The 20,044-nt window shown below is 70.8% G+C and carries 11 protein-coding genes; 5 read left to right on the top strand and 6 right to left on the bottom strand.

Going from position 1 to position 20,044, the window contains the following annotated elements; translation table 11 throughout:
• Positions 1-6: 6 nt before the first annotated feature.
• A complete protein-coding gene (locus ACZ4YL_RS04295) occupies positions 7-3,870 on the bottom strand; it encodes an ABC transporter ATP-binding protein (protein WP_468113652.1) in 3,864 nt (1,287 codons plus the stop codon).
• A gap of 301 nt (positions 3,871-4,171) precedes the next feature.
• On the opposite strand from ACZ4YL_RS04295, the gene ACZ4YL_RS04290 reads away from it, so the two are divergent.
• The gene (locus tag ACZ4YL_RS04290; protein ID WP_468113651.1) at positions 4,172-4,393 is read left to right on the top strand and encodes a hypothetical protein; all 222 of its coding nucleotides are present in this window, start codon (positions 4,172-4,174) and stop codon (positions 4,391-4,393) included.
• Positions 4,394-4,473: 80 nt separating this feature from the next.
• Here ACZ4YL_RS04290 and ACZ4YL_RS04285 read toward each other — a convergent pair whose 3' ends face one another.
• Together ACZ4YL_RS04285 and speB are read right to left on the bottom strand one after the other, a co-directional pair.
• Positions 4,474-6,141 (bottom strand): thiamine pyrophosphate-binding protein, encoded by a 1,668-nt coding sequence (locus ACZ4YL_RS04285; RefSeq protein WP_468113650.1) that lies wholly within the window; start codon positions 6,139-6,141, stop codon positions 4,474-4,476.
• Positions 6,142-6,146: 5 nt separating this feature from the next.
• Complete coding sequence (gene speB, locus ACZ4YL_RS04280; protein WP_030013156.1) at positions 6,147-7,109, bottom strand: agmatinase; 963 nt, start codon at positions 7,107-7,109, stop codon at positions 6,147-6,149.
• A gap of 116 nt (positions 7,110-7,225) precedes the next feature.
• Here speB and ACZ4YL_RS04275 point away from each other — a divergent pair, with 116 nt between their 5' ends.
• The gene (locus ACZ4YL_RS04275; RefSeq protein ID WP_468113649.1) at positions 7,226-8,647 is read left to right on the top strand and encodes a helix-turn-helix domain-containing protein; all 1,422 of its coding nucleotides are present in this window, start codon (positions 7,226-7,228) and stop codon (positions 8,645-8,647) included.
• A gap of 15 nt (positions 8,648-8,662) precedes the next feature.
• Here the strand turns inward: ACZ4YL_RS04275 and ACZ4YL_RS04270 are convergent, their stop codons facing one another.
• Entirely contained in the window at positions 8,663-9,688 is a 1,026-nt protein-coding gene (locus ACZ4YL_RS04270) for a hypothetical protein (protein WP_468113648.1), read from the bottom strand.
• Between the two features lie 281 nt (positions 9,689-9,969).
• Here ACZ4YL_RS04270 and ACZ4YL_RS04265 point away from each other — a divergent pair, with 281 nt between their 5' ends.
• Both ACZ4YL_RS04265 and tesB read left to right on the top strand, forming a co-directional pair.
• A complete protein-coding gene (locus tag ACZ4YL_RS04265) occupies positions 9,970-11,127 on the top strand; it encodes an acyl-CoA dehydrogenase family protein (protein ID WP_351158536.1) in 1,158 nt (385 codons plus the stop codon).
• Positions 11,128-11,153: 26 nt separating this feature from the next.
• Positions 11,154-12,032 (top strand): acyl-CoA thioesterase II, encoded by an 879-nt coding sequence (tesB, locus tag ACZ4YL_RS04260; protein WP_030757002.1) that lies wholly within the window; start codon positions 11,154-11,156, stop codon positions 12,030-12,032.
• A 12-nt stretch (positions 12,033-12,044) separates the two neighbouring features.
• On the opposite strand, the gene ACZ4YL_RS04255 is transcribed toward tesB, so the two are convergent.
• Both ACZ4YL_RS04255 and ACZ4YL_RS04250 read right to left on the bottom strand, forming a co-directional pair.
• Positions 12,045-12,890, bottom strand: a complete 846-nt coding sequence (locus ACZ4YL_RS04255; protein ID WP_468113647.1) for a DUF4253 domain-containing protein — start codon at positions 12,888-12,890, stop codon at positions 12,045-12,047.
• Positions 12,891-13,012: 122 nt separating this feature from the next.
• Positions 13,013-14,071 (bottom strand): FG-GAP repeat domain-containing protein, encoded by a 1,059-nt coding sequence (locus ACZ4YL_RS04250; RefSeq protein WP_468113646.1) that lies wholly within the window; start codon positions 14,069-14,071, stop codon positions 13,013-13,015.
• Here ACZ4YL_RS04250 and ACZ4YL_RS04245 point away from each other — a divergent pair.
• Entirely contained in the window at positions 14,049-20,036 is a 5,988-nt protein-coding gene (locus tag ACZ4YL_RS04245; RefSeq protein WP_468113645.1) for an RHS repeat domain-containing protein, read from the top strand. The two genes, ACZ4YL_RS04250 and ACZ4YL_RS04245, sit on opposite strands and share 23 nt — an antisense overlap.
• Positions 20,037-20,044 lie beyond the last annotated feature (8 nt).

Genomic DNA, 20,044 nt, shown 5'->3' with positions numbered 1-20,044 from the left:
GTCCGCTCAGGCCGCGGCGCGCTCGTCCTCGCCGACGAAGGTGCGCCACAGTTCGGCGTACCGGCCGCCGCGCGCCAGGAGTTCGGTGTGGGTGCCGTCCTCCACGACCCTGCCCCGGTCCATGACCACGACCCGGTCGGCGCGCGCCGCGGTGGTCAGCCGGTGCGCGACCACCAGGGTGGTCCGCTTGCCCGCGAGCCGGTCCGTCGCCTGGTTGACCTGGGCCTCGGTGGCCAGGTCGAGGGCGGCGGTGGCCTCGTCGAGCAGCAGCACGTCCGGGTCGACGAGTTCGGCCCGGGCCAGTGCGATCAGCTGGCGCTGGCCTGCGGAGAGGTTGCGGCCGCGCTCGGCGACCGTGTGCAGATAGCCGCCGTCGAGGGTGGCGATCATGTCGTGGGCGCCGACCGCGCGGGCGGCGGCCTCCACCTCGGCGTCGCTCGCGCCGGGGAGCCCGTAGGCGATGGCGTCGCGGATCGTCCCCGGGAAGAGGTAGGCCTCCTGGGGGACGACGCCCAGGCGGTGGCGGTACGCCGTCAGGTCCAGCTCGCGCAGGTCGGCGCCGTCGGCGGTGACCCGGCCGGAGGTCGGATCGTAGAACCGGGCCACCATCTTGACCAGTGTGGACTTCCCGGCTCCGGTCTCGCCGACGAAGGCGACGGTCTGCCCGGCGGGTATCCGCAGGGTGATACCGGCCAGGGCCTCGCCCTTCTCGCCCCGCTCCTCGGCCGTCCCGTACTGGAAGCGGACGTTCTCGAAGGCGATCTCCCCGCCCAGGGATTCCAGTGCGCGCGGCCGCTCGGGCAGCGGCGTGGTGGTGGGCTCGCGCAGCAGCCCCTGGATGCGGCCGAGGGCGACCGTGGCCTGCTGGTAGCCGTCGAAGACCTGGGAGAGCTGCTGGACGGGTGCGAAGAACAGGTCGATGTAGAGCAGGTACGCGACCAGCGCGCCGGTGGTGAGCGTCCCGGCCTCCACCCGGCCCGCGCCGACGATCAGCACGGCGGCCGCGGCGCCCGAGGACAGCAGCTGCACGAAGGGGAAGTAGACGGATATCAGCCACTGGCCGCGGACCCGGGCCTCGCGGTACGAGTGGCTGCGCTCGGCGAAGCGCTTGGCGCCCGAGCCCTCGCGGCGGAAGGCCTGGACGATGCGCAGACCCGAGACGGACTCCTGGAGGTCGGCGTTGACCAGGCTGACCCGGTCGCGGGCGAGCTCGTAGGCGGCGACGGACCTGCGGCGGAACACGATGGTGCCGACGACCAGGACGGGCAGGGTCGCGAAGACGATCAGCGCGAGCTCGACGTCCAGGACGAGCAGCGCGATCAGGATGCCGAAGAAGGTGAAGACGGAGACCACGGCGGTGACGAGCCCGGTCTGCAGGAAGGAGCTCAGCGAGTCCACGTCGGTGGTCATCCGGGTCATGATCTTGCCGGTCAGCTCGCGCTCGTAGTAGTCGAGGCCGAGTCGCTGGAGCTGGGCGAAGATCTTGACGCGCAGGGCGTACAGCACGCGCTCGCCGGTACGGCCCGTCATCCGGGTCTCGGCGAACTGCGCGGCCCACTGGGCGACGACGACGGCGAGGGCGAGCCCGGCGGCCACCCAGACGGCGCCGAGCACGGCCTGCTCCACGCCCTGGTCGATGCCGTGTCGGATCAGGATCGGCAGCAGCAGTCCGGCCCCCGCGTCCGCGGCGACGAGGCCGAGGCTGATGGCGAGCGGCGCCCAGAACCCGTGGAGCAGGCGGCGCAGGCCGTAGCTCTCCTCGGCGGCCGCGGCGCGGGTCTCGTCCACCTCGGGCAGGTCGTCGGCGGGCGGCAGCGCGGCCACCTGCGCGAGCAGTTCGGGGGTGGCGGGCATGCCGGAGACGGACCCGGCCATGGAATGCCCGGCTCCGGGCGCGCCACCCGCGGCGGCGGGGGCGGCGCCGGGAGCGGGGGCGGCCGTGTCGTCGGGCTCGTCCTGGCGGCGCCAGAGCTCGGGGGTGACCCCGCCGGCGACCCGGCGCTTGGCGTTGACGGGCTCCGAGTCGATCTCGGCCTCAAGCTCGATGCCGCGTTCGAGGTCCCGGTCGAGCTCGCGCTCGAACTCGGTCATCACCCGGGCGTCCGGGGTCCGCGGCGAGGCGGCGCCGAGCGCGTCGGGGTCGGTGAGCAGCCTGCGGAAGAGCGCGGACCGGCTCTCCAGCTCCTCGTGCGTGCCGATGTCGGCGAGCCGCCCGCGGTCGAGTACGGCGATCCGGTCGGCCAGCGCGAGCGTGGAGCGGCGGTGGGCGATCAGCAGGGTGGTCCGGCCCGCCATGACGGAGCGCAGGGCCTCGTGGATCTCGTGCTCGACGCGGGCGTCCACGGCGGAGGTGGCGTCGTCGAGGAGGAGCAGCCGGGGGTCGGTGAGGATGGCGCGGGCGAGGGCGACGCGCTGGCGCTGGCCGCCGGAGAGGGTGAGCCCCTGCTCGCCGACCTTGGTGTCGTACCCGGCGGGCAGGGCCTGGATGAACCCCTCGGCCTGGGCGGCGCGGGCGGCGGCCTCGATCTGTTCCTCGGTGGCGCCGGGGTGCCCGTAGGCGATGTTGGCGCGGATGGTGTCGGAGAAGAGGAAGGAGTCCTCGGGGACCAGGCCTATCGCGCCGCGCAGGGAGTCGTACGTCAGCTCGCGGACGTCGTGGCCGCCGACGCGGACGGCGCCGCCGTCGACGTCGTAGAAGCGGGGCAGCAGCAGCGCGACGGTGGACTTGCCGCTGCCCGAGGAACCGACGACGGCCACGGTCTCGCCCTGGGCCACGGAGAGCGAGAACCCGTCCAGGACCGGCCGCTCGGGGTCGTAGCCGAAGCGGACGTCGTCGAACTCGACGGTGGCGGGCGCGTCGGCGGGCAGCTCGTGGGTGCCCTCGTGGATCTCGGGCTCGGTGTCGATGAGCTCGAAGACGCGCTCCACGCCGGCCCGGGCCTGCTGTCCGACGGTGAGGACCATGGCGAGCATGCGGACGGGTCCGACGAGCTGGGCGAGGTAGGTGGAGAAGGCGACGAAGGTACCGAGGGTGACCTGGCCGTTGGTGGCCATCCAACCGCCGAGGGCCAGCATGGCGACCTGGGCGAGCGCGGGAACGGCCTGGAGGGCGGGGGTGTAGCGCGAGTTGAGCCGGATGGTCCGCATCCGGCCGGCGAACAACCGGCGGCCGGCTTCGCGCAGCTTGCCGGTCTCCTGCTCCTCCTGGCCGAAGCCCTTGACGACGCGGACGCCGGTCACGGCCCCGTCGACGACGGTCGCGACGGCGGCGGCCTGGCCCTGGGCCCACCAGGTGGCGGGGAAGAGCTTCTTGCGGCTGCGCTTGGCTATGAACCACAGCGCGGGGGCCATGAGCAGGGCGACGAGGGTCAGCAGCGGCGAGAGCCAGAGCATGATCCCGAGGGACATCCCGAAGAGCAGGAAGTTGCCGATCGTCATGGGCAGCATGAAGAGCAGGCCCTGGATCAGCTGGAGGTCGCTGGTGGCGCGGCCGACGACCTGGCCGGTGTTCAGCTCGTCCTGCCGCCGCCCGTCGAGGCGGGCGATCGTGGCGTACATGTCGGTGCGCAGGTCGTGCTGCACGTCGAGGGCGAGCCGCCCGCCGTAGTACCTGCGTATGTAGGTCATCACGTACACGAGGAGGGCCGCGGCTATGAGTATCCCGGCCCAGGGGGCCATGGGCTTCGTCCGGTCCCCGATGACGTCATCGATGATCACCTTGGTGACCAGCGGCACGACCGCCATGACGGCCATACCGGCCAGCGAGGAGCCGAGCGCGAGCAGCACATTGGTCCTATACCGCCAGGTGTAGGCCGCCAGCCGCTTGCCCCAGCCCTGTTTCTCCCCAGCTGCTGTCTCTGCCGCCGCCACGTGAGGCCTCCCCGTTCGTCCTGTCCTGCCGGAAGCGCCAACGCTCCGACCGGCGGATTTCATCCCGCCGCAACAATCGCACTGCCGTACGGCGGGGGCGCGCGGACCGCGTCCGACCGGGGCGGGGAGGCGGCGGGGAGACGGCGCAGAGGCGCGGGGGCGCCATCGGGGAGGCGCGGGGGCGGCGGGGCCGGGCCCTGTCAAGTCACGACTTTCCGGATCTGTGCCGACCGGGTCGCGCTGCCGATGCTGGAAGTCGGCCGCCCGCCGACCCGGTGGCGCAGCGAAGGGACCGAGGACCATGTCCACTCACGAACACCCGACCAGCAGCAGCTTCATGCAGCGCACCGTCCGCGCCGTCGTCCCCTACGTCACCGCGTTCCTGATCGCGCTGCTCGCAGCGAAGATCGTCGGAGTGCTGACCGAGAACCCGTGGGCACGGCTGTGGACGGCGCTGGGGGTGGCCGTGGTCAGCCTCCTCCTCCATCCCTACGAGGAGCCGGAAGGGCGGCGTCGCGACTGACGGCCGCCCCGCCCCGCGGCCGACGGGCAGCGGCTGACGGGCAGCGGCTGACGGCTGACGGCTGACGGCTCGGTCACCCCTCAGAGATGCGTCGGGGCGAACATCTTCAGGGTGGCCGGAAGGACCACCACCGAGGGGCCCGGGGTCTTGAGGGCCTGCGCGAGGTCCTCGCGGAGGGACTCCGGGGTGGTGGTGGAGGCCGGGACGCCGAAGGACTGCGCCAGGGCCACGAAGTCGGGTCCGGCCAGCTGGGTTCCGGTGCCGCAGCCGTACTCGCGCAGGATGCCGTAGCCGCCGTCGTCCACGATCAGCCAGGTGACGTCGAGGTCGTGCTGCTTCGCCGTGGCCAGGTCCGCGACGGAGTACATCGCGCCCCCGTCGCCGGACACCGCCAGCACCGGAGTGTCCGGTTCCGCGACGCACGCGCCGAGGGCCGCCGGGAAGGCGTAGCCGAGGCCGCCCGCGCCCTGCGCCGAGTGCATGGTGTTGGGGTGCTGGGGGTCGAAGGCGGACCAGGCCCAGTAGGACAGGATCGTCATGTCCCAGAAGGACGGGGAGCGGGCCGGGAGGGCGGCCCGGATCGAGCCGAGGAGTTCCTGTTCGAGGGCCACGTCCTGGGTGGCGAGGCGGGCCGCGATGTCCGCGAGGAGCAGGCGGACGCGCTCCGGGGCGGTCGGGTCCTCGCGTTCGGCCACCGTCTCCAGCAGGGCCTGCAGCGCCAGGCGGGCGTCCGCGTGGATGCCGAGGCCGGCGTGGTTCGACTCCAGCTTGCCGAGGTCCGCCTCGATCTGGACGACCCGGCCCGTCGGGAAGAACGTGTGGTAGTTCGAGGAGAGTTCACCCAGACCCGAGCCGACCACCAGCAGGACGTCCGCGTCCTCCAGGAAGTCGGTCATGTGGCGGTCCTCCAGCCAGGACTGGAGGGAGAGCGGATGGGTCCAGGGGAAGGCGCCCTTGCCGCCGAAGGTGGTGACGACGGGTGCGTTCAGCCGCTCCGCGAGCTGCTTGAGCTTGCCCGCCGCGTCCGAGCGGACCACACCGCCGCCCGCGATGATCACCGGGCGGGTGGCGTTCTCCAGCCAGTGGGCGGCGAGCGCCGTGAGCTCGGGCCGCGGCGCGAGCTCGTGCGGGGTCGCGTCCACGCCCGTGACCTGCGGGATGACCGTCTCGGCCCGCAGCACGTCCTCCGGGATCTCCACGAACACCGGGCCGTGCGGGGCGCTCAGCGCCGACTCCCAGGCCTCGGCGATCACGGAGGGGATCTGGGAGGGCGTACGGACCGTGTGGACGGACTTCACCACGTCCCGGAACGACGCCGACTGGTCCCGCAGCTCGTGCAGGTGCCCGCGCCGCCCGCCGCCCAGGCCCGCCACCGGGACCTGGGAGGAGATCGCGAGGACCGGGGCCGAGGCGGCCGCCGCCTCCGCCAGGGCGGGCAGCGCCATCAGCGCGCCCGGGCCGGTGGAGAGCAGCAGTGGCACCGCCTCGCCCGTGATCCGGCCGTACGCGTCGGCCGCGAAGCCCGCGTTGTTCTCCGTACGCAGCCCCACGAGGCGCAGGTCGGAGCGGCCGACCGCGTCGAAGAGGGCGAGCGCGTGCTGGCCGGGCAGGCCGAAGACGGTGTTCGCGCCGAGCGAGCGCAGCGTTTCCACGACCAGGTCCCCGCCCGTCCGCCCCGGCGGCGGCGCGAGCGCGGCCGCCTTCTGGGCTTCGGTGGGGCGGAGTACCAGGTCGTGGTCGTGCGTCACTTCGCTTACTTGCCCTTCGCCTGCGCGATCTGTCGCGACATGATCGTGGTCAGCTCGTACGCGGTGTGCGAGGCCGCGACCGAGGTGATCTCGGCGTGATCGTACGCCGGGGCGACCTCGACGACGTCGGCGGAAACGAGGTTGCAGGAGGACAGACCGCGGATGATCTCCAGCAGCTCGCGGGAGGTCATGCCGCCCGCCTCCGGGGTGCCGGTGCCGGGCGCGTGCGCCGGGTCGAGCACGTCGATGTCGATGGAGATGTACAGCGGGCGGTCACCGATGCGCTGGCGCAGCTGGTCGGCGACCTCGTCGGCGCCGCGGCGGTAGACGTCGGCCGAGGTGACGATGCCGAAGCCCATCTTGGCGTCGTCATCCAGGTCCTGCTTGCCGTACAGCGGGCCGCGGGTACCGACGTGGGAGAGCGCCTCGGTGTCGAGGATGCCCTCCTCGACGGCGCGGCGGAACGGGGTGCCGTGGGTGTACTCGGCGCCGAAGTAGGTGTCCCAGGTGTCCAGGTGCGCGTCGAAGTGGAGCAGCGCGACCGGGCCGTGCTTCTTCGCGACGGAGCGGAGCAGCGGCAGGGCGATGGTGTGGTCGCCGCCCAGGGTCATCAGACGGGAGCCCGCGCCGAGGAGCTCGTCGGCGGCGGCCTCGACCGTCTCGACGGCCTCGTTGATGTTGAAGGGGTTCACGGCGATGTCACCGGCGTCGGCGACCTGGGCGAGCGCGAACGGGGAGGCGTCCTGGGCCGGGTTGTACGGGCGCAGCAGGCGCGAGGCCTCGCGGATGGCGTTGCCGCCGAAGCGGGCGCCGGGGCGGTAGGACACGCCGGAGTCGAAGGGCACGCCGACGACGGCGACGTCGGCGGAACCGACCTCGTCGAGGCGGGGCAGACGGGCGAAGGTCGCCGGGCCCGCGTAGCGCGGGATGCGGGAGGAGTCGACGGGGCCGCGCGGCTGCGTGCTCATGGCTGTGCCTCTTTCTCTGGCCTGACGTGTGCGGTACTTCGAGCGTAAGCGGGCCACCCAGGGGTGGGGAGTGTACGTTTCATCCATCCGGCAGAGCTGAAATAGATGGAGTATCCATGCCCGGCCCTCCTCGCGATCCCCGCGATCCCCGCGATCCGGAGTACGGCAGCGGCCCCGCCGGGGAGCCGCTCACCCCGCCGGTGCCCCTCGCCGCGCTGCTCGGCGACCGGGAGCTCGGCCTGCGCCACCTGGCCGGGCCGGCCGCCGCCGGGGTGCACGGGGTGCACGCCTCCGAGATGCCCGACCCCTCCCCGTACCTGCTCGGCGGCGAGCTGCTGCTGACCGCCGGGGCGGGTCCCGCCGACGACCCGGACGGGTACGTGGCCCGGCTGGCCGGAGCGGGGGCGGCCGCGCTCGGCTTCGGCGTGGCCCCGATGCACGAGGAGGTCCCGGCCGCGCTGGCCGAGGCCTGCGCCCGGCACGGGCTGCCGCTGCTGGAGGTCCCGCCGCGGACCCCCTTCTCGGCGGTCGCCCGCGCGGTGGGGCGGCTGATGGCGGAGGCCCGGACCCGGGAGCTGCGCCGGGTCACCGAGGCCCAGCAGGCCCTGGCGGCGGCCGCGGCCCGCCCCGACCCGGTCCCGGCGGTGCTGGCCCGGCTCGCGGCGAGCCTGGGCGGGTCGGTCGCCCTGTGGCCGGGCGGCCGGGCGGCGGGCCCGGAGCTGCCGGCTCCGGCCCGGGAGGCCCTGTCGGCGCTGCTGGCCCGGGTCGGCCGCGAGGGCGGGCCCGCCACCGCCACCGACCGGGCGGGCGGACACCACCTGGCCGCCTACGCCCTGGCCGGGCGGGCGGCGCTGGGCACCGCGACCCCGGCCCGCGCACCCGGCGACCACACCGTGGCCTCGGTGGCCGCCGTCCTGCTGACCCTGCTCACCGCCGAGCGGCCCGCCGGGGCGGAGGCGGCGGCGCTGACCCGGCTGCTGCTCGACGGGAATCCGGCCGCGGCCCTTACGGCCGGGCCCTGGTACGCCGTCCACGCCCGCGGGTCCGGGGCTCCGCAGGCCCTCGCGGCCGCGCTGGGCACCGTACTGCTGGACCCGCACGAGGGCGTCGTACGGCTGCTCACGGACCGGGAGCCCGCCGCGCAGCCCGGCTGGCGGCTCGGGGTGAGCGCCCCGGCCGCGCCCGCCGCCCTGGCCACGGCCGATGCCCAGGCCGCGCGGGCCCTTCGGCGCGCGGAGGCGGCCCGTACCCCGCTGGCCCGCCACACCGACCCCGGCTTCGCGGGCCTGGTCGGCGAGGCCGAGGCGCGCGCCCACGCCGAGGCCCTGCTGGGGCCGCTCTCCCCCGCCCTGCGGGAGACCCTGCGCGGCTGGCTGGCCCACCACGGCAACTGGGACCGCACGGCCGCGGCCCTGGGCGTCCACCGCAACACCGTCCGCCAGCGCGTCGGCCGTGCCGCCGAACTGCTGGACCGGGACCTGGACGACCCGGACGTGCGGATGGAGCTGTGGTTCGCGCTGCGCGTCGGCGACGGGTGAGGGCGAGGACCCCGCTCAGCCGGGGTGGTCGTCCGGCGGGCGGAAGGCGGAGAGCATCTCGACGAAGCGGGCGGAGCCGGTGATCACCCCGGGCTCCTTGCTGCCGGGCGGGGCGGGCTCGACCCCGACCGACTCGATCCCGTCCTCCCCGATCCACAGCAGGCGCGAGCTCAGCCGGTACCCCTCCGGTGCGTCCTCCCACATCTTCCGGACGAGCGGGCCGTAGGCGATCACGCAGGTGTGCAGTTCCGGCCCTTCTACGGCCCACAGCATCAGGTGGCCGTGGAAGGGGACCATCGCGAGGATGCCGTGGGGCGCCGGACGGTCGACGAGGTCGGCGGCGCGCAGCAGGTGGGTCGAGGTGTAGCCGCCCTCGCCCTCGACGTTCACCAGCGGGTTCTCGTCGTCGTTGTACTGGAGGGAGACCGGCGCGGCGTGGAGGTTGGCCATGGCGGCGGCCCACACCTCGGCCTCGTCCACCCGCCAGGAGCTGAACTGGTCGGGCGGGACGGGGGCGGAGAAGTCGCCGCCCACGTGGATCATCACGACGGCCGCGAGCTCCTCGGTGAGGGCCGTCGCCACCGCGTGCCCCTCGCCCACCGAGTCGACGGTGACCAGCCTCGGCATGAGCAGGTGGCGGACCTCGGCGAAGCCCGCCCGGTGCAGTTCGCGCCGCCGCTCGGCGAGCCGCTGCTTCTGGTTCAGGAAGGAGACGGTGGCCGACCGCCAGTTCGTGTGCGGCAGCGCCCGGACCAGCTCGGCAATCTCCGCGAGGTCCAGCGGTGCGCCGGGTTCGCCCTCAGCGGCGAGCGAGAGGTGGCGGTGCTCCCCGAAGCGCATGGGCGGCCCGCTCGCGTTCCCGTCCAGGAAGACGTCGCCCAGGAGCGCCTCAAAGGCGTGCCAGTCGGCGGGGCTGAACCACGCGCACCAGGCCGGTACCGGGGACGGCTGCTCCGACCCGCCGCGCCCCCCGCCCGGTCCGCCGCCCGACCCCCCGCCCACACCCGTGCCGGCCTTTTTCGCTCTCCGGAAAAGTGGCATGCCGGGCAGATTAGGGGAGGGCAAATCAGTACGTGAGACCGCGAACAAGGCATTCTTGAGCGCATTCAGGCCACATTCCGGCCACCACGGCGCGGACGAACCCCCTCCGCCGGGATCACAGCCGGCATCGCCGCCGGGGTCGCCTCCGGAGGGCCGGGGTGAGCCACCCCACCCTTTCTGCGGCGTCTCCACTCTGGACAGCCAGTTTGACTGGCCGGTAACTTAGACTGAGCAAGCGCTTAGGCATGGCGGCGGACCGCCGCGACCGAAGGGAGCCGGCTGTGCGCCGTACCGTTTTCAACGAGGACCACGAGGCATTCCGCGAGACCATCCGCGCCTTCATCGAGGCCGAGGTCGTCCCGGTCTACGACGAGTGGTTCGCAGCCGGTCAGGCGCCGCGCGACTTCTACTACAAGCTCGGCGAGCTGGGCGTCTTTGGCATCAACGTGCCCGAGGAGTTCGGCGGCGCGGGCCTGGACACCCACAAGTTCGAGGCCGTCCTCTACGAAGAGACCTCGCGCGCGGGCGTCAACTTCGGCGGCTCCGGCGTGCACGTGCTGCTCGCCCTCCCCTACATCAAGATGCTGGCCGACATCGAGCAGAAGAAGCGCTACCTGCCGAAGTTCGTCTCCGGCGAGGAGATGTGGGCCCTCGCGATGACCGAGCCGGGCACCGGCTCCGACGTCGCGGGCATGAAGACCACCGCCAAGCTCTCCGAGGACGGCACGCACTACGTCCTCAACGGCTCCAAGACCTTCATCACCGGCGGTGTCCACGCCGACCGCGTCATCGTCTGCGCCCGCACCTCCGCCCCCAGCGAGCAGGACCGCCGCTTCGGCATCTCCCTCTTCGCCGTGGACACCAAGTCCGAGGGCTACTCCATCGGCCGCAAGCTGGACAAGCTGGGCCTGCGCACCTCCGACACCGCCGAGCTGGCGTTCGTCGACGTGAAGGTCCCGGTCGAGGACCTGCTCGGCGAGGAGAACAAGGGCTTCTACTACCTCGGCGCCAACCTGCCCTCCGAGCGCTGGGGCATCGCCTTCGGCGCCTACGCGCAGGCCAAGGCCGCCATCCGGTTCGCCCAGCAGTACGTGACCGAGCGCACCGTCTTCGGCAAGCCGGTCGCCCACTTCCAGAACACCAAGTTCGAGCTGGCCTCCTGCCAGGCCGAGGTGGATGCCGCCGAGGCCGTCGCCGACCGCGCCCTGGAGGCCCTGGACGCCGGTGAGCTGACCGCCGCCGAGGCCGCCTCCGCCAAGCTGTTCTGCACCGAGGTCGCGCACCGCGTCATCGACAAGTGCCTCCAGCTGCACGGCGGTTACGGCTACATGAACGAGTACCCGATCGCCCGTCTGTACGCCGACAACCGCGTGAACCGCATCTACGGCGGCACCAGCGAGGTCATGAAGTCCATCATCGCCAAGTCCATGGGCCTGTAAGGGATTCGGGCACCTACCCTTCCCCCATGAACGAGGCACTGACGACGCTCCTCGATCTGCTCGACCTGGAGCAGATCGAGGAGAACATCTTCCGCGGTACCAGCCGTCCTTCGCTGGTACCGCGCGTCTTCGGCGGTCAGGTCGCGGCCCAGGCTCTGGTCGCAGCCGGCCGGACCGTCCCCGCGGACCGCATCGCGCACTCGCTGCACTCCTACTTCCTGCGCACCGGGGACACCTCCGCGCCCATCGTCTACTCGGTGGACCGGATCCGCGACGGACGTTCCTTCACCACGCGCCGGGTCGTCGCCGTCCAGCACGGCCAGCCGATCTTCCACCTCTCCGCGTCGTTCCAGACGTACGAGGACGGCCTCGACCACCAGGTCGCCATGCCGTCCGCCCCGGACCCGGAGTCCCTGCCCACCGCGGCCGAGTCGCTGCCCGCGTACCGCGAGATCTTCCGCGACCCCGGCACGGTGGAGCGGCTGATCGAGACGCGGGAGGCGGTGGACCTGCGCTACGCGACGACCCCGCCCTGGGGCAGCGTCGGCGAGCCGGTGGAGCCGCGCTCGCAGGTGTGGTTCCGTACGGCCGGCAAGCTGGACAGCGCCGATCCGCTGCTGCACACCTGCCTGGCCACCTACGTCTCCGACATGACCCTGCTGGACTCGGTGCTGCTCGCGCACGGGCGGGGCGGCTGGGCGGTGGGCGACGTGGTCGGCGCCTCGCTGGACCACGCGATGTGGTTCCACCGGCCCTTCCGGGCGGACGAGTGGCTGCTGTACGACCAGGAGTCGCCCTCGGCGGCCGCGGGCCGGGGCCTCGGCCAGGCCCGCATCTGGACGCAGGACGGCCGGCTGGCCGTGACGGTCATCCAGGAGGGTGTCGTACGCGTGCCGCGTGCGTGATCCGCATCCGTCTCAGTCCCACCAGAATCCCCAGTGGTTGCTGCCCGTGACCGCCTCGCCGGCGTAGGCGCGGATGCTGCCGGAGCCCTGCCAGATGTTGTCGGGCGAGAAGGCGAAGTGCTCCGCGGCGACGGGGAGCGCGCGGGCGACCGTACGCGGCGGGGCCGCCACGGACACGTGGAGCTCGTCGAAGCCGAGGGCGACGACGCGGGCACCGAAGCGGTCCTCCCAGGAGCGCAGGACGGCGCTGATGAGGGCGGTGTCGTTCTCGTGGTTGGTCGGGCCGCACCAGCCCATCGCGGTCGGCACGTCGGCCCCGCGGCCCGCGGGGACCAGCGCGAGCCGGGGGCTCGGCAGGAAACCGCTCGCGATCAGCGCGTCCGCGAGCCCACAGGCGACGGCCTCCGGATCCGGCCCGTCCTCCGGCTGGGCGAGCCCGGGCCAGTCCCGGCCGAAGGGAGCGATGAGCTCCTCCCCTTCCTCCCCCTCCTCGGGATCGGGCACCACCGCGCTCCAGAACTCGCGCAGCACCGGCTCGACGTGGTGGTCGTCGGGGTCGGACATCCGCTCCGGCGAGAACTCCCGCTCCTGCCACCACCGCTCCAGGCCACGCCGCCCCTGGAGCAGCACGGCCTGCAGCCCGGCGGCCGCGAGCGCGGGACTCCGGTGAGCGGCGAGCGCCCCGACCCCCACGGCCTCGTCGGACACCCACAGCAACGGCTGGGGCTCCTTCCACCACGCCCGCCGGCCGGGCCTGTCGACGAGCGCACCGGGCGGCAACTCCAGGCCGAGGGACCGCCCTTGGGGATCCTCGGCCAGGATGGACAGCGGGGTGCGCACCTTCGGAGACTTCGACATGCGGCGACCGTAACGACCACCACTGACAACCGGTGCGACAGGCCGAACAGTGCGGAAGAGGGGGGTGAAGTCCCCGCAGGACCTCACCCCCCTCACTGTTCAGCCCGGGTCAGACCGGGTGGTCAGAGGACGATGTCGTATCCGTTCCAGCCGGTACCGACCAGGGTCTTGCCGGTGCTCAGGAAGTCGTAGAGCTCCCCGGCGCGGGTCACCCCGACGTGTTCCGGCGTGCCGTCACTGTTGAGGTCGGCGGGGTAAGGCATCCATTCCCCGATCCACCAGCCGTCGCCGACGAAGGTGCGGGGGCCGAAGGACATGGGGCCGTCGCCGCTGCTGGTGTTCGAGTAGATGTAGAGGTTGCTGTCCTTGTTGTGTCCGAGGATGTCGACCTTCTGATCGTTGTCGAGGTCGGCGAACCGGATGTTGTTCCAGCCGTCGGTCCACCAGCCGTCGCCGATGAACACCCGGGTGCCGAGGGCTTCGGTGCCGGTGCCGCCCTTGTGGGGATGGACCCACAGATTGCCGTCGCTGCCACGGGCGATGACATCGGTGCGGCCGTCGGCATTCATGTCTCCGAAGCCGAGGTCCGCGTACATGTTCCAGCCGGTGCCGATCAGGACGCGATTGCCGAACGGGTTGGCTCCGCCTCGGCCGGTACCCGGGAACAGGTACAGCTCCCCGACGCTGGTGCGCACGACGAGGTCGGTGTATCCGTCGTTGTTGAAGTCGGTGGAGTAGATGTTCGTCCAGTAGTCACGCCAGAAGCCGTTGCCCACGAAGTAGCGGCTGCCGAGCGTGCTGGTACCCGTACCACCGGTGCCCGGGTAGATCCAGAGATCACCGTTGGCGTCGCGGGCCGCCACGTCCGTGTAGCCGTCTCCGTTGTAGTCCGGCCGGCTCTGGGTGCCGCTGGTCCGCTCGGGTGGGGCGACGAAGGTCGACGATGCGGGCGCGACTGCGTGGAAGGCGCCGAAGGTCTCCTGGCCGACGGCCGGTTCGGCCGAGGTCGAGCTGTCTTCGGCTTCAGGCCCGATCTCGAAGTCGTTCCTGTCAGGTGCCGCTCGGGGGCCGGTCGTCGGCTCAGGCGCCCAGCAGGCGGGCAAGCTCCCGGTGGCGGTCCATGTCGCGCCGGGCAAGGCGGCCGAGGCGCCGTCCAAGGTGAAGGTTTCCGTCGCTGACAAGGACGCCGCCCGTAAGGCGGGGGTCGACGGCGTCCTGCTGTCGGTGGGCCGCTCGGACGGCACGGCGCAGTCTGCGTCCGCGCAGGTCGAGGTCGACTACAACTCGTTCCGGGGCGCCTACGGCGGCGACTACGCCTCCCGGCTGCGTCTGGTGGAGCTTCCGGTGTGTGCGCTGACGACTCCCGATCGCGCGGAGTGCCGTACGCAGAAGCCGCTGCAGACACGCAACGACACGCGCACGGGCAAGCTTTCGGCCCAGGTGACGACCCCGGGCAACGTGGCACCGGCGGTGAAGGCCGGCGGCTCACCAGCGATGTCGGCTGCCTCGGGCGGCGCGACCGTCCTGGCCGCGACGGCGGGCGACGCGGGTCCGACGGGGGACTACAAGGCGACCTCGCTGCAGCAATCGGGGGCTTGGAGTGCAGGCGGCTCAACGGGCGCCTTCTCCTGGACCTACCCGGTCGCGACGCCCTCCGTGCCCGGCGGGCTGGCCCCGCAGATCTCGCTCGGCTACAACTCGCACTCGGTCGACGGCCGCACGGGGACGTCCAACAGCCAGGGCTCGTGGATCGGAGATGGCTGGAACTGGGAACCCGGCTTCATCGAGCGCAAGTACAAGCCCTGCAACGACGACAAGACCGGTGGCACGAACACCACCAAGGTCGGTGATCAGTGCTGGTACAACGACAACGCCACGATGTCGCTGGGCGGCAAGTCGACCGAGCTCGTCTACGAGCAGGGCAAGGGCTGGTACCCGGCTTCGGATGCGGGTGAGAAGGTCGAGAAGCTCACCGGCGCCGTCAACGGCGACAACGACGGTGAGCACTGGAAGATCACCACGACCGACGGTACGCAGTACTTCTTCGGTCTGAACCGTCTGCCGGGCTGGAAGGACGCGTCCACGCCGACGACGAACTCGGCCTGGACCGCGCCCGTCTTCGGCAACCAGGCGGGCGAGCCCTGCTACAACGCCTCGTTCGCGAGCGCCTGGTGCAAGCAGGCCTGGCGCTGGCAGCTCGACTACGTCGTCGCCCCCGGCGGCGCCGCGATGGCGTACTACTGGAAGACCGAGACCAACAACTACGGCCGTAACGTCTCGGAGAGCACCGGCAAGGCCACAGTCACGCAGTACATCCGCGGCGGCTGGCTCGACCACATCGACTACGGCCTGCGCTCCGACACCGTCTACAGCGGCAAGGCCATGGCCCAGGTGAAGTTCGGTGTCGGCGAGCGCTGCCTCACCGCCTGCGGCACCTTCGACGAGGCCAACGCCAAGAACTGGCCGGACTCGCCGTACGACCTGTTCTGCAAGGACGGCTCCACGGAGTGCAAGGGTCAATTCTCGCCGACGTTCTGGTCCCGGATGCGCCTCACCGGGATCACCACCACGATCCTCACCGGCGGCGCGTACCAGGACGTCGACTCGTGGACCCTGGATCAGAACTTCCCGCCGGCGGGCGACGGCATATCCACCCCGATGTGGCTGAAGTCCATCACGCGCACCGCCAAGGCGGGTGCCGCCGCGGACATCTCCCTCCCTCCCGTGACCTTCGCGGGTGAGCAGCGGCCCAACCGGGTGGACAAGACAGGGGACGGTCTGGCCCCCTACGTGCGGCTGCGTATGTCCCAGGTCAACACCGAGAGCGGTGGCACGATCGGTGTCACCTACTCCCAGCAGGACTGCACCCCCACCACGCTCCCGGCCGCGGACGCGACGAACACCACCCGCTGCTACCCGGTCAAATGGGCCTGGGAGGGCGAGGACTCCAAGCTCGACTGGTTCAACGCCTACGTCGTCACCCAGATCGTGGAGGGCGACAATCTCCCTTCGACCCCCGACAAGGTGACCTCGTACGCCTACGTCGGCGGAGCCGCCTGGGACAAGGACACCAGCGAGTTCACGAAGGCCGCGGACCGCGTCCACTCCGTCTCCCGCGGCTACGGTCTGGTACAGACCCGTACCGGTGCGGCCAGTGACCCGAAGACGCTTTCGGAGACCCGCTATTTCCGGGGTCTCGACGGCAAAGAAGTCAAGGACGGCACCGGGGCCGCGGTCACCGACCGGCCCGAGTTCGCCGGCATGGTCCGTGAGTCGGCCACCTACGAAGGCGACGACACGAGCAAGCTCGTGAGTGCCACGTCCAGCACCCCATGGCGTTCGGGAGCGGTTGCAAAGCGCCCCCGCCCCGGCCTGCCCGACCTCGTCTCCTACAAAACGGGAAATGAGAAGCAGTCGACCCGCACCACCATCACCGGTGGTACGCGTACGACCGAGACCAGCCGTCACTTCGACGACTACGGCATGGTCGACTGGGAGTCGGCCACGGGCGACACCGCCAAGACGGGCGACGAGTCCTGCACCACCACCACATACGCGCGCAACAACACGAGCTGGATCCTGGACAGGCCCAGCCGTGTCGAGAAGGTCGCAGTACTGTGCGGAACGGCCGCCGGGGGCCCTTCCGACGTCATCAGTGACACCCGCACCTACTTCGACAACGGGCCGCTCGGAAGCGTCCCAGGTCTCGGTCTTCCGACCCGGACCGAAACCATCAACGGCAAGGGCGACGGCTACGAAGCTCTGTCGTCCGTCCCCAGCACCTGTGGGACAGCCAAGAACGAGCTCTGCTACGACGTGCACGGCCGGGCGCTCGCGGCTGCCGACCCGTACGGGAAGGTGACCACCACCGCCTACACACCGGCCGCGGGCGAGCCACCTACCGCAATGACGACGACGAACCCGCTGGGTCACGCCGTCACCAACCAGATCGACCCGCTTCGCGGTCAGCCCACAAAGGTCACCGACGCCAACGGCAAGGTCACCACGACGGCGTACGACGCGCTGGGTCGGGTGACGAAGGCCTGGGCTCCGAACTGGACAATCGAGGACAACCCGGGCTTGCCGAGCCGCGTCTTCGAGTACACCGTCCGCAACAACGGGCCCAACGTCGTCACCTCCAAGACGCTGACCCACGACTATCAGTACTCCACCGTCCACAGCATCCTGGACGGACTGCTGCGCGAACGTCAGACCCAGACCCAGTCACCCGACCTGGCGGGACGTCTGGTCACGGAGACCTTCTACGACACCCGCGGCCTGGCCTGGCGCAACTCCGGCACGTACTACGCCGACGGCCGGCCCTCGCCCGACCTGGTCACGGGAGAGGAGCTCCACTACCCCGCGTCCACGGACACCGTCTTCGACGGCGTCGGCCGCCCAACGGCGTTGATCTCGAAGAAGTTCGGCACCGAGACGAAGCGCGCCACCACCACCTACACCGGTGACACCACCACGGTCGTCCCGCCCCAGGGCGGTACTACGGCGACCACGGTCACCGACGCGCTGGGACGCACGGTCGAGCTCACGCAGTACACGAACGCGGCCAGGACGACCTCGCTGTCGACCCTCTATACCTACGACAGGCTCGGTCGGCTGGGCCAGGTCACCGATTCCGGCAACGCCAAGTGGACATACACGAGCGATGTCCGCGGCCGCCAGATCGAGTCGAACGACCCGGACAAGGGCGTCACCAAGACGGCCTACGACCTCGGCGGCCGCGTCACGGACGTGACCGACTCCCGGGGCATCACGCTGCACACCGACTACGACGAGCTGGGCCGCCCCGTCGCGACCAAGCAGGGCGCGACGACTCTGACCTCGCTGGTGTACGACACCGTCGCCAAGGGGCAGTTGACGGCATCGAGCCGTTTCGTCGACGGCAAGGCCTACGTATCAGAGGTGCTGGACTACAACGACCTTTACCAGCCCCTGGAAACCCAGGTCACCATCCCGTCCACACCCGACACCGGGGCCATGGCGGGCACCTACAGGTGGTCCAACAACTACAACATCACCGGTCAGACCCTCGGCACGAAGCACCCTGCCATGGGCGGCCTCCCGGCCGAGCGTGTCGGTAGCACCTACCAGGAAATCTCCGGCCTGCTGGACAGCATGAGCGCCGGTAACAGCCGCCTGGTCACGGCGATGACCTACGACCACTACGGCCGAACCAGAATCCAGGAACGGGGCTCCAGCGGGCAGGGCATCTATACGTCGAACAAGTACGACGACCACACCGGTGCCCTCATTCGTACGGTGTCCAATCGCGATGTCGAACCGAAGCAGATCGAAGACATCACGTACACGCGGGACCCGGTCGGAAACCTGACTTCGATCGCCGCCGTGTACGGCCAGGACACCGCGCGTACCACCGACACCCAATGCGCCAACCTTGACGCCCTGCGGCGCATCACCGAAGCCTGGACCAACAAGGGAGAGACCTGCGACGCCGCTCCGTCGGCTTCCGTCATCGGCGGCGAGGACGCGTACTGGACCACGTACACCTACGACGCGGTCGGAAACCGCAGGACCGAAACCAAGCACAAGACCGCTTCGGGCCCGACCGCCGACACCGTCCGCACCTACACGGCGCCGACCGCCGGCAAGCACGACCTGCCCAAGGTCACGCGGACCGGCAGCGAGCCCCACGACGAGACGTTCGCCTACGATGCCTCGGGCAACACCAAGACCCGCAAGAGCGGCACGGGTGAGACGCAGTACCTGGACTGGGACGGGGAGGGACACCTCAAGTCCCTGGTGCAGGGCACGTCCACGAACTCGTTCGTCTACACAGCCACGGGTGAACGTCTTCTGCGCAAGGAGAAGGACGCCACCACGCTGTACCTGCCCGGGGGCAACGAGCTGAAGCTCGACAAGGCCGGCACGATCACCGGGACCCGCTACTACGGCGATGTCGCCGTCCGCACGGGCGGCAAGCTCACCTTCACCCTCGTCGACCACCACAACACCGGCACCACCCAGATCACCGCCGACGCCACGCAGACGGTCACCCGTCGCAAGACGGGCCTGTTCGGCGAAGCCCGCAGCACCCAGCCGACGACCTGGACCGGCGAGAAGACATTCATAGGAGGAACGAAGGACAACGACAGCGGCCTGACCCACATCGGAGCCCGCGAATACGACTCCCTGATCGGCCGGTTCATCTCCGTCGACCCGATCATGGACCTCAAGGACTCCCAGCAGCTCCACGGCTACACCTACGCCGCGAACAATCCCCTCTCCTTCTCCGACCCGGACGGTCTGAAGTACTTCGAAGGAAACAACAGCGACGGCGGCTTCGAGTCTTCGCCCCAGAACGTCGTCAATGCTGCCAGGGCTTACAGCGCCGGATACGGGTCGGTGGTCCGGAAAAGCGGCTGCATACTAGCGTGCGGCCGATCCGGGAGCAGCGGAACCGGAACATACGTCAGAGCGCCAGCGAAAGGTTCGAACCAGAAGCCGCCGCCGCCACCGGTGATCTATGTCCGAACAGCTTCCGGATATCCTGCACAGGGAGTCATAAAGGGAAGCCCCGGGGATCCCAACCTCACTACACACACTACCGCCGACATACCGGATCTTCCGTGCTCTGAGGGTGACGACGCTTTCGTTTGCAACGCCCGCAATGCTGGATACAAAGTGGGCGTGATAACTGGGATGACCGGCGGAAGCCTCGGATGGTTTGCACTCCGCGGCGGCTCCATGCGCCCACCCACCCCCGATCCTGTACCCCCTGCCGCTCCGCGCCCTCCTCTGGAGCTCCTCCCAGCCGCGCCGGGCATTCCGGAGGCGCCTCCGCTGTACGGTCCTTTCCATAGACTGGGGGGCGCGAGCAAGACTCAGACCCAAAGCGATACCGATAAGGTGGTCGCGTCTGGCGAGCTGTGGGGGACGGTTCCAAGAGGCGCAATCGAACCTGCGGCGCAAGCCCACAACGGCCCCCTTCCTCATAACGCCCGCGAGGGAAGCTTCGAATTCTACACAACGATTCAACCCACGGCCCTAAGCGTCCGCACCGGATATGTTTCATGGGATGCCGGGCGCGGCCGGAGCGGAATACGAGAATTTGAATTAGAGGGCAAGGATTGGGCCGCGATTCCAGTCTTCGTAACGTCTCAGAGATAGGATGTTCG

It is taken from the genome of Streptomyces sp. NPDC030021 (assembly GCF_055574035.1).
This window is presented reverse-complemented; position numbering and strand designations above follow the sequence as displayed.

What these genes read in the sequence shown, in the direction of transcription:
- ACZ4YL_RS04275 (WP_468113649.1), top strand. Translation starts at nt 7,226, where the DNA reads ATGCCCGGCCCTCCTCGCGATCCCCGCGATCCCCGCGATCCGGAGTAC.
- ACZ4YL_RS04255 (WP_468113647.1), bottom strand. Translation starts at nt 12,890, where the DNA reads ATGTCGAAGTCTCCGAAGGTGCGCACCCCGCTGTCCATCCTGGCCGAG.
- ACZ4YL_RS04270 (WP_468113648.1), bottom strand. Translation starts at nt 9,688, where the DNA reads ATGCCACTTTTCCGGAGAGCGAAAAAGGCCGGCACGGGTGTGGGCGGG.
- tesB (WP_030757002.1), top strand. Translation starts at nt 11,154, where the DNA reads ATGAACGAGGCACTGACGACGCTCCTCGATCTGCTCGACCTGGAGCAG.
- ACZ4YL_RS04290 (WP_468113651.1), top strand. Translation starts at nt 4,172, where the DNA reads ATGTCCACTCACGAACACCCGACCAGCAGCAGCTTCATGCAGCGCACC.
- speB (WP_030013156.1), bottom strand. Translation starts at nt 7,109, where the DNA reads ATGAGCACGCAGCCGCGCGGCCCCGTCGACTCCTCCCGCATCCCGCGC.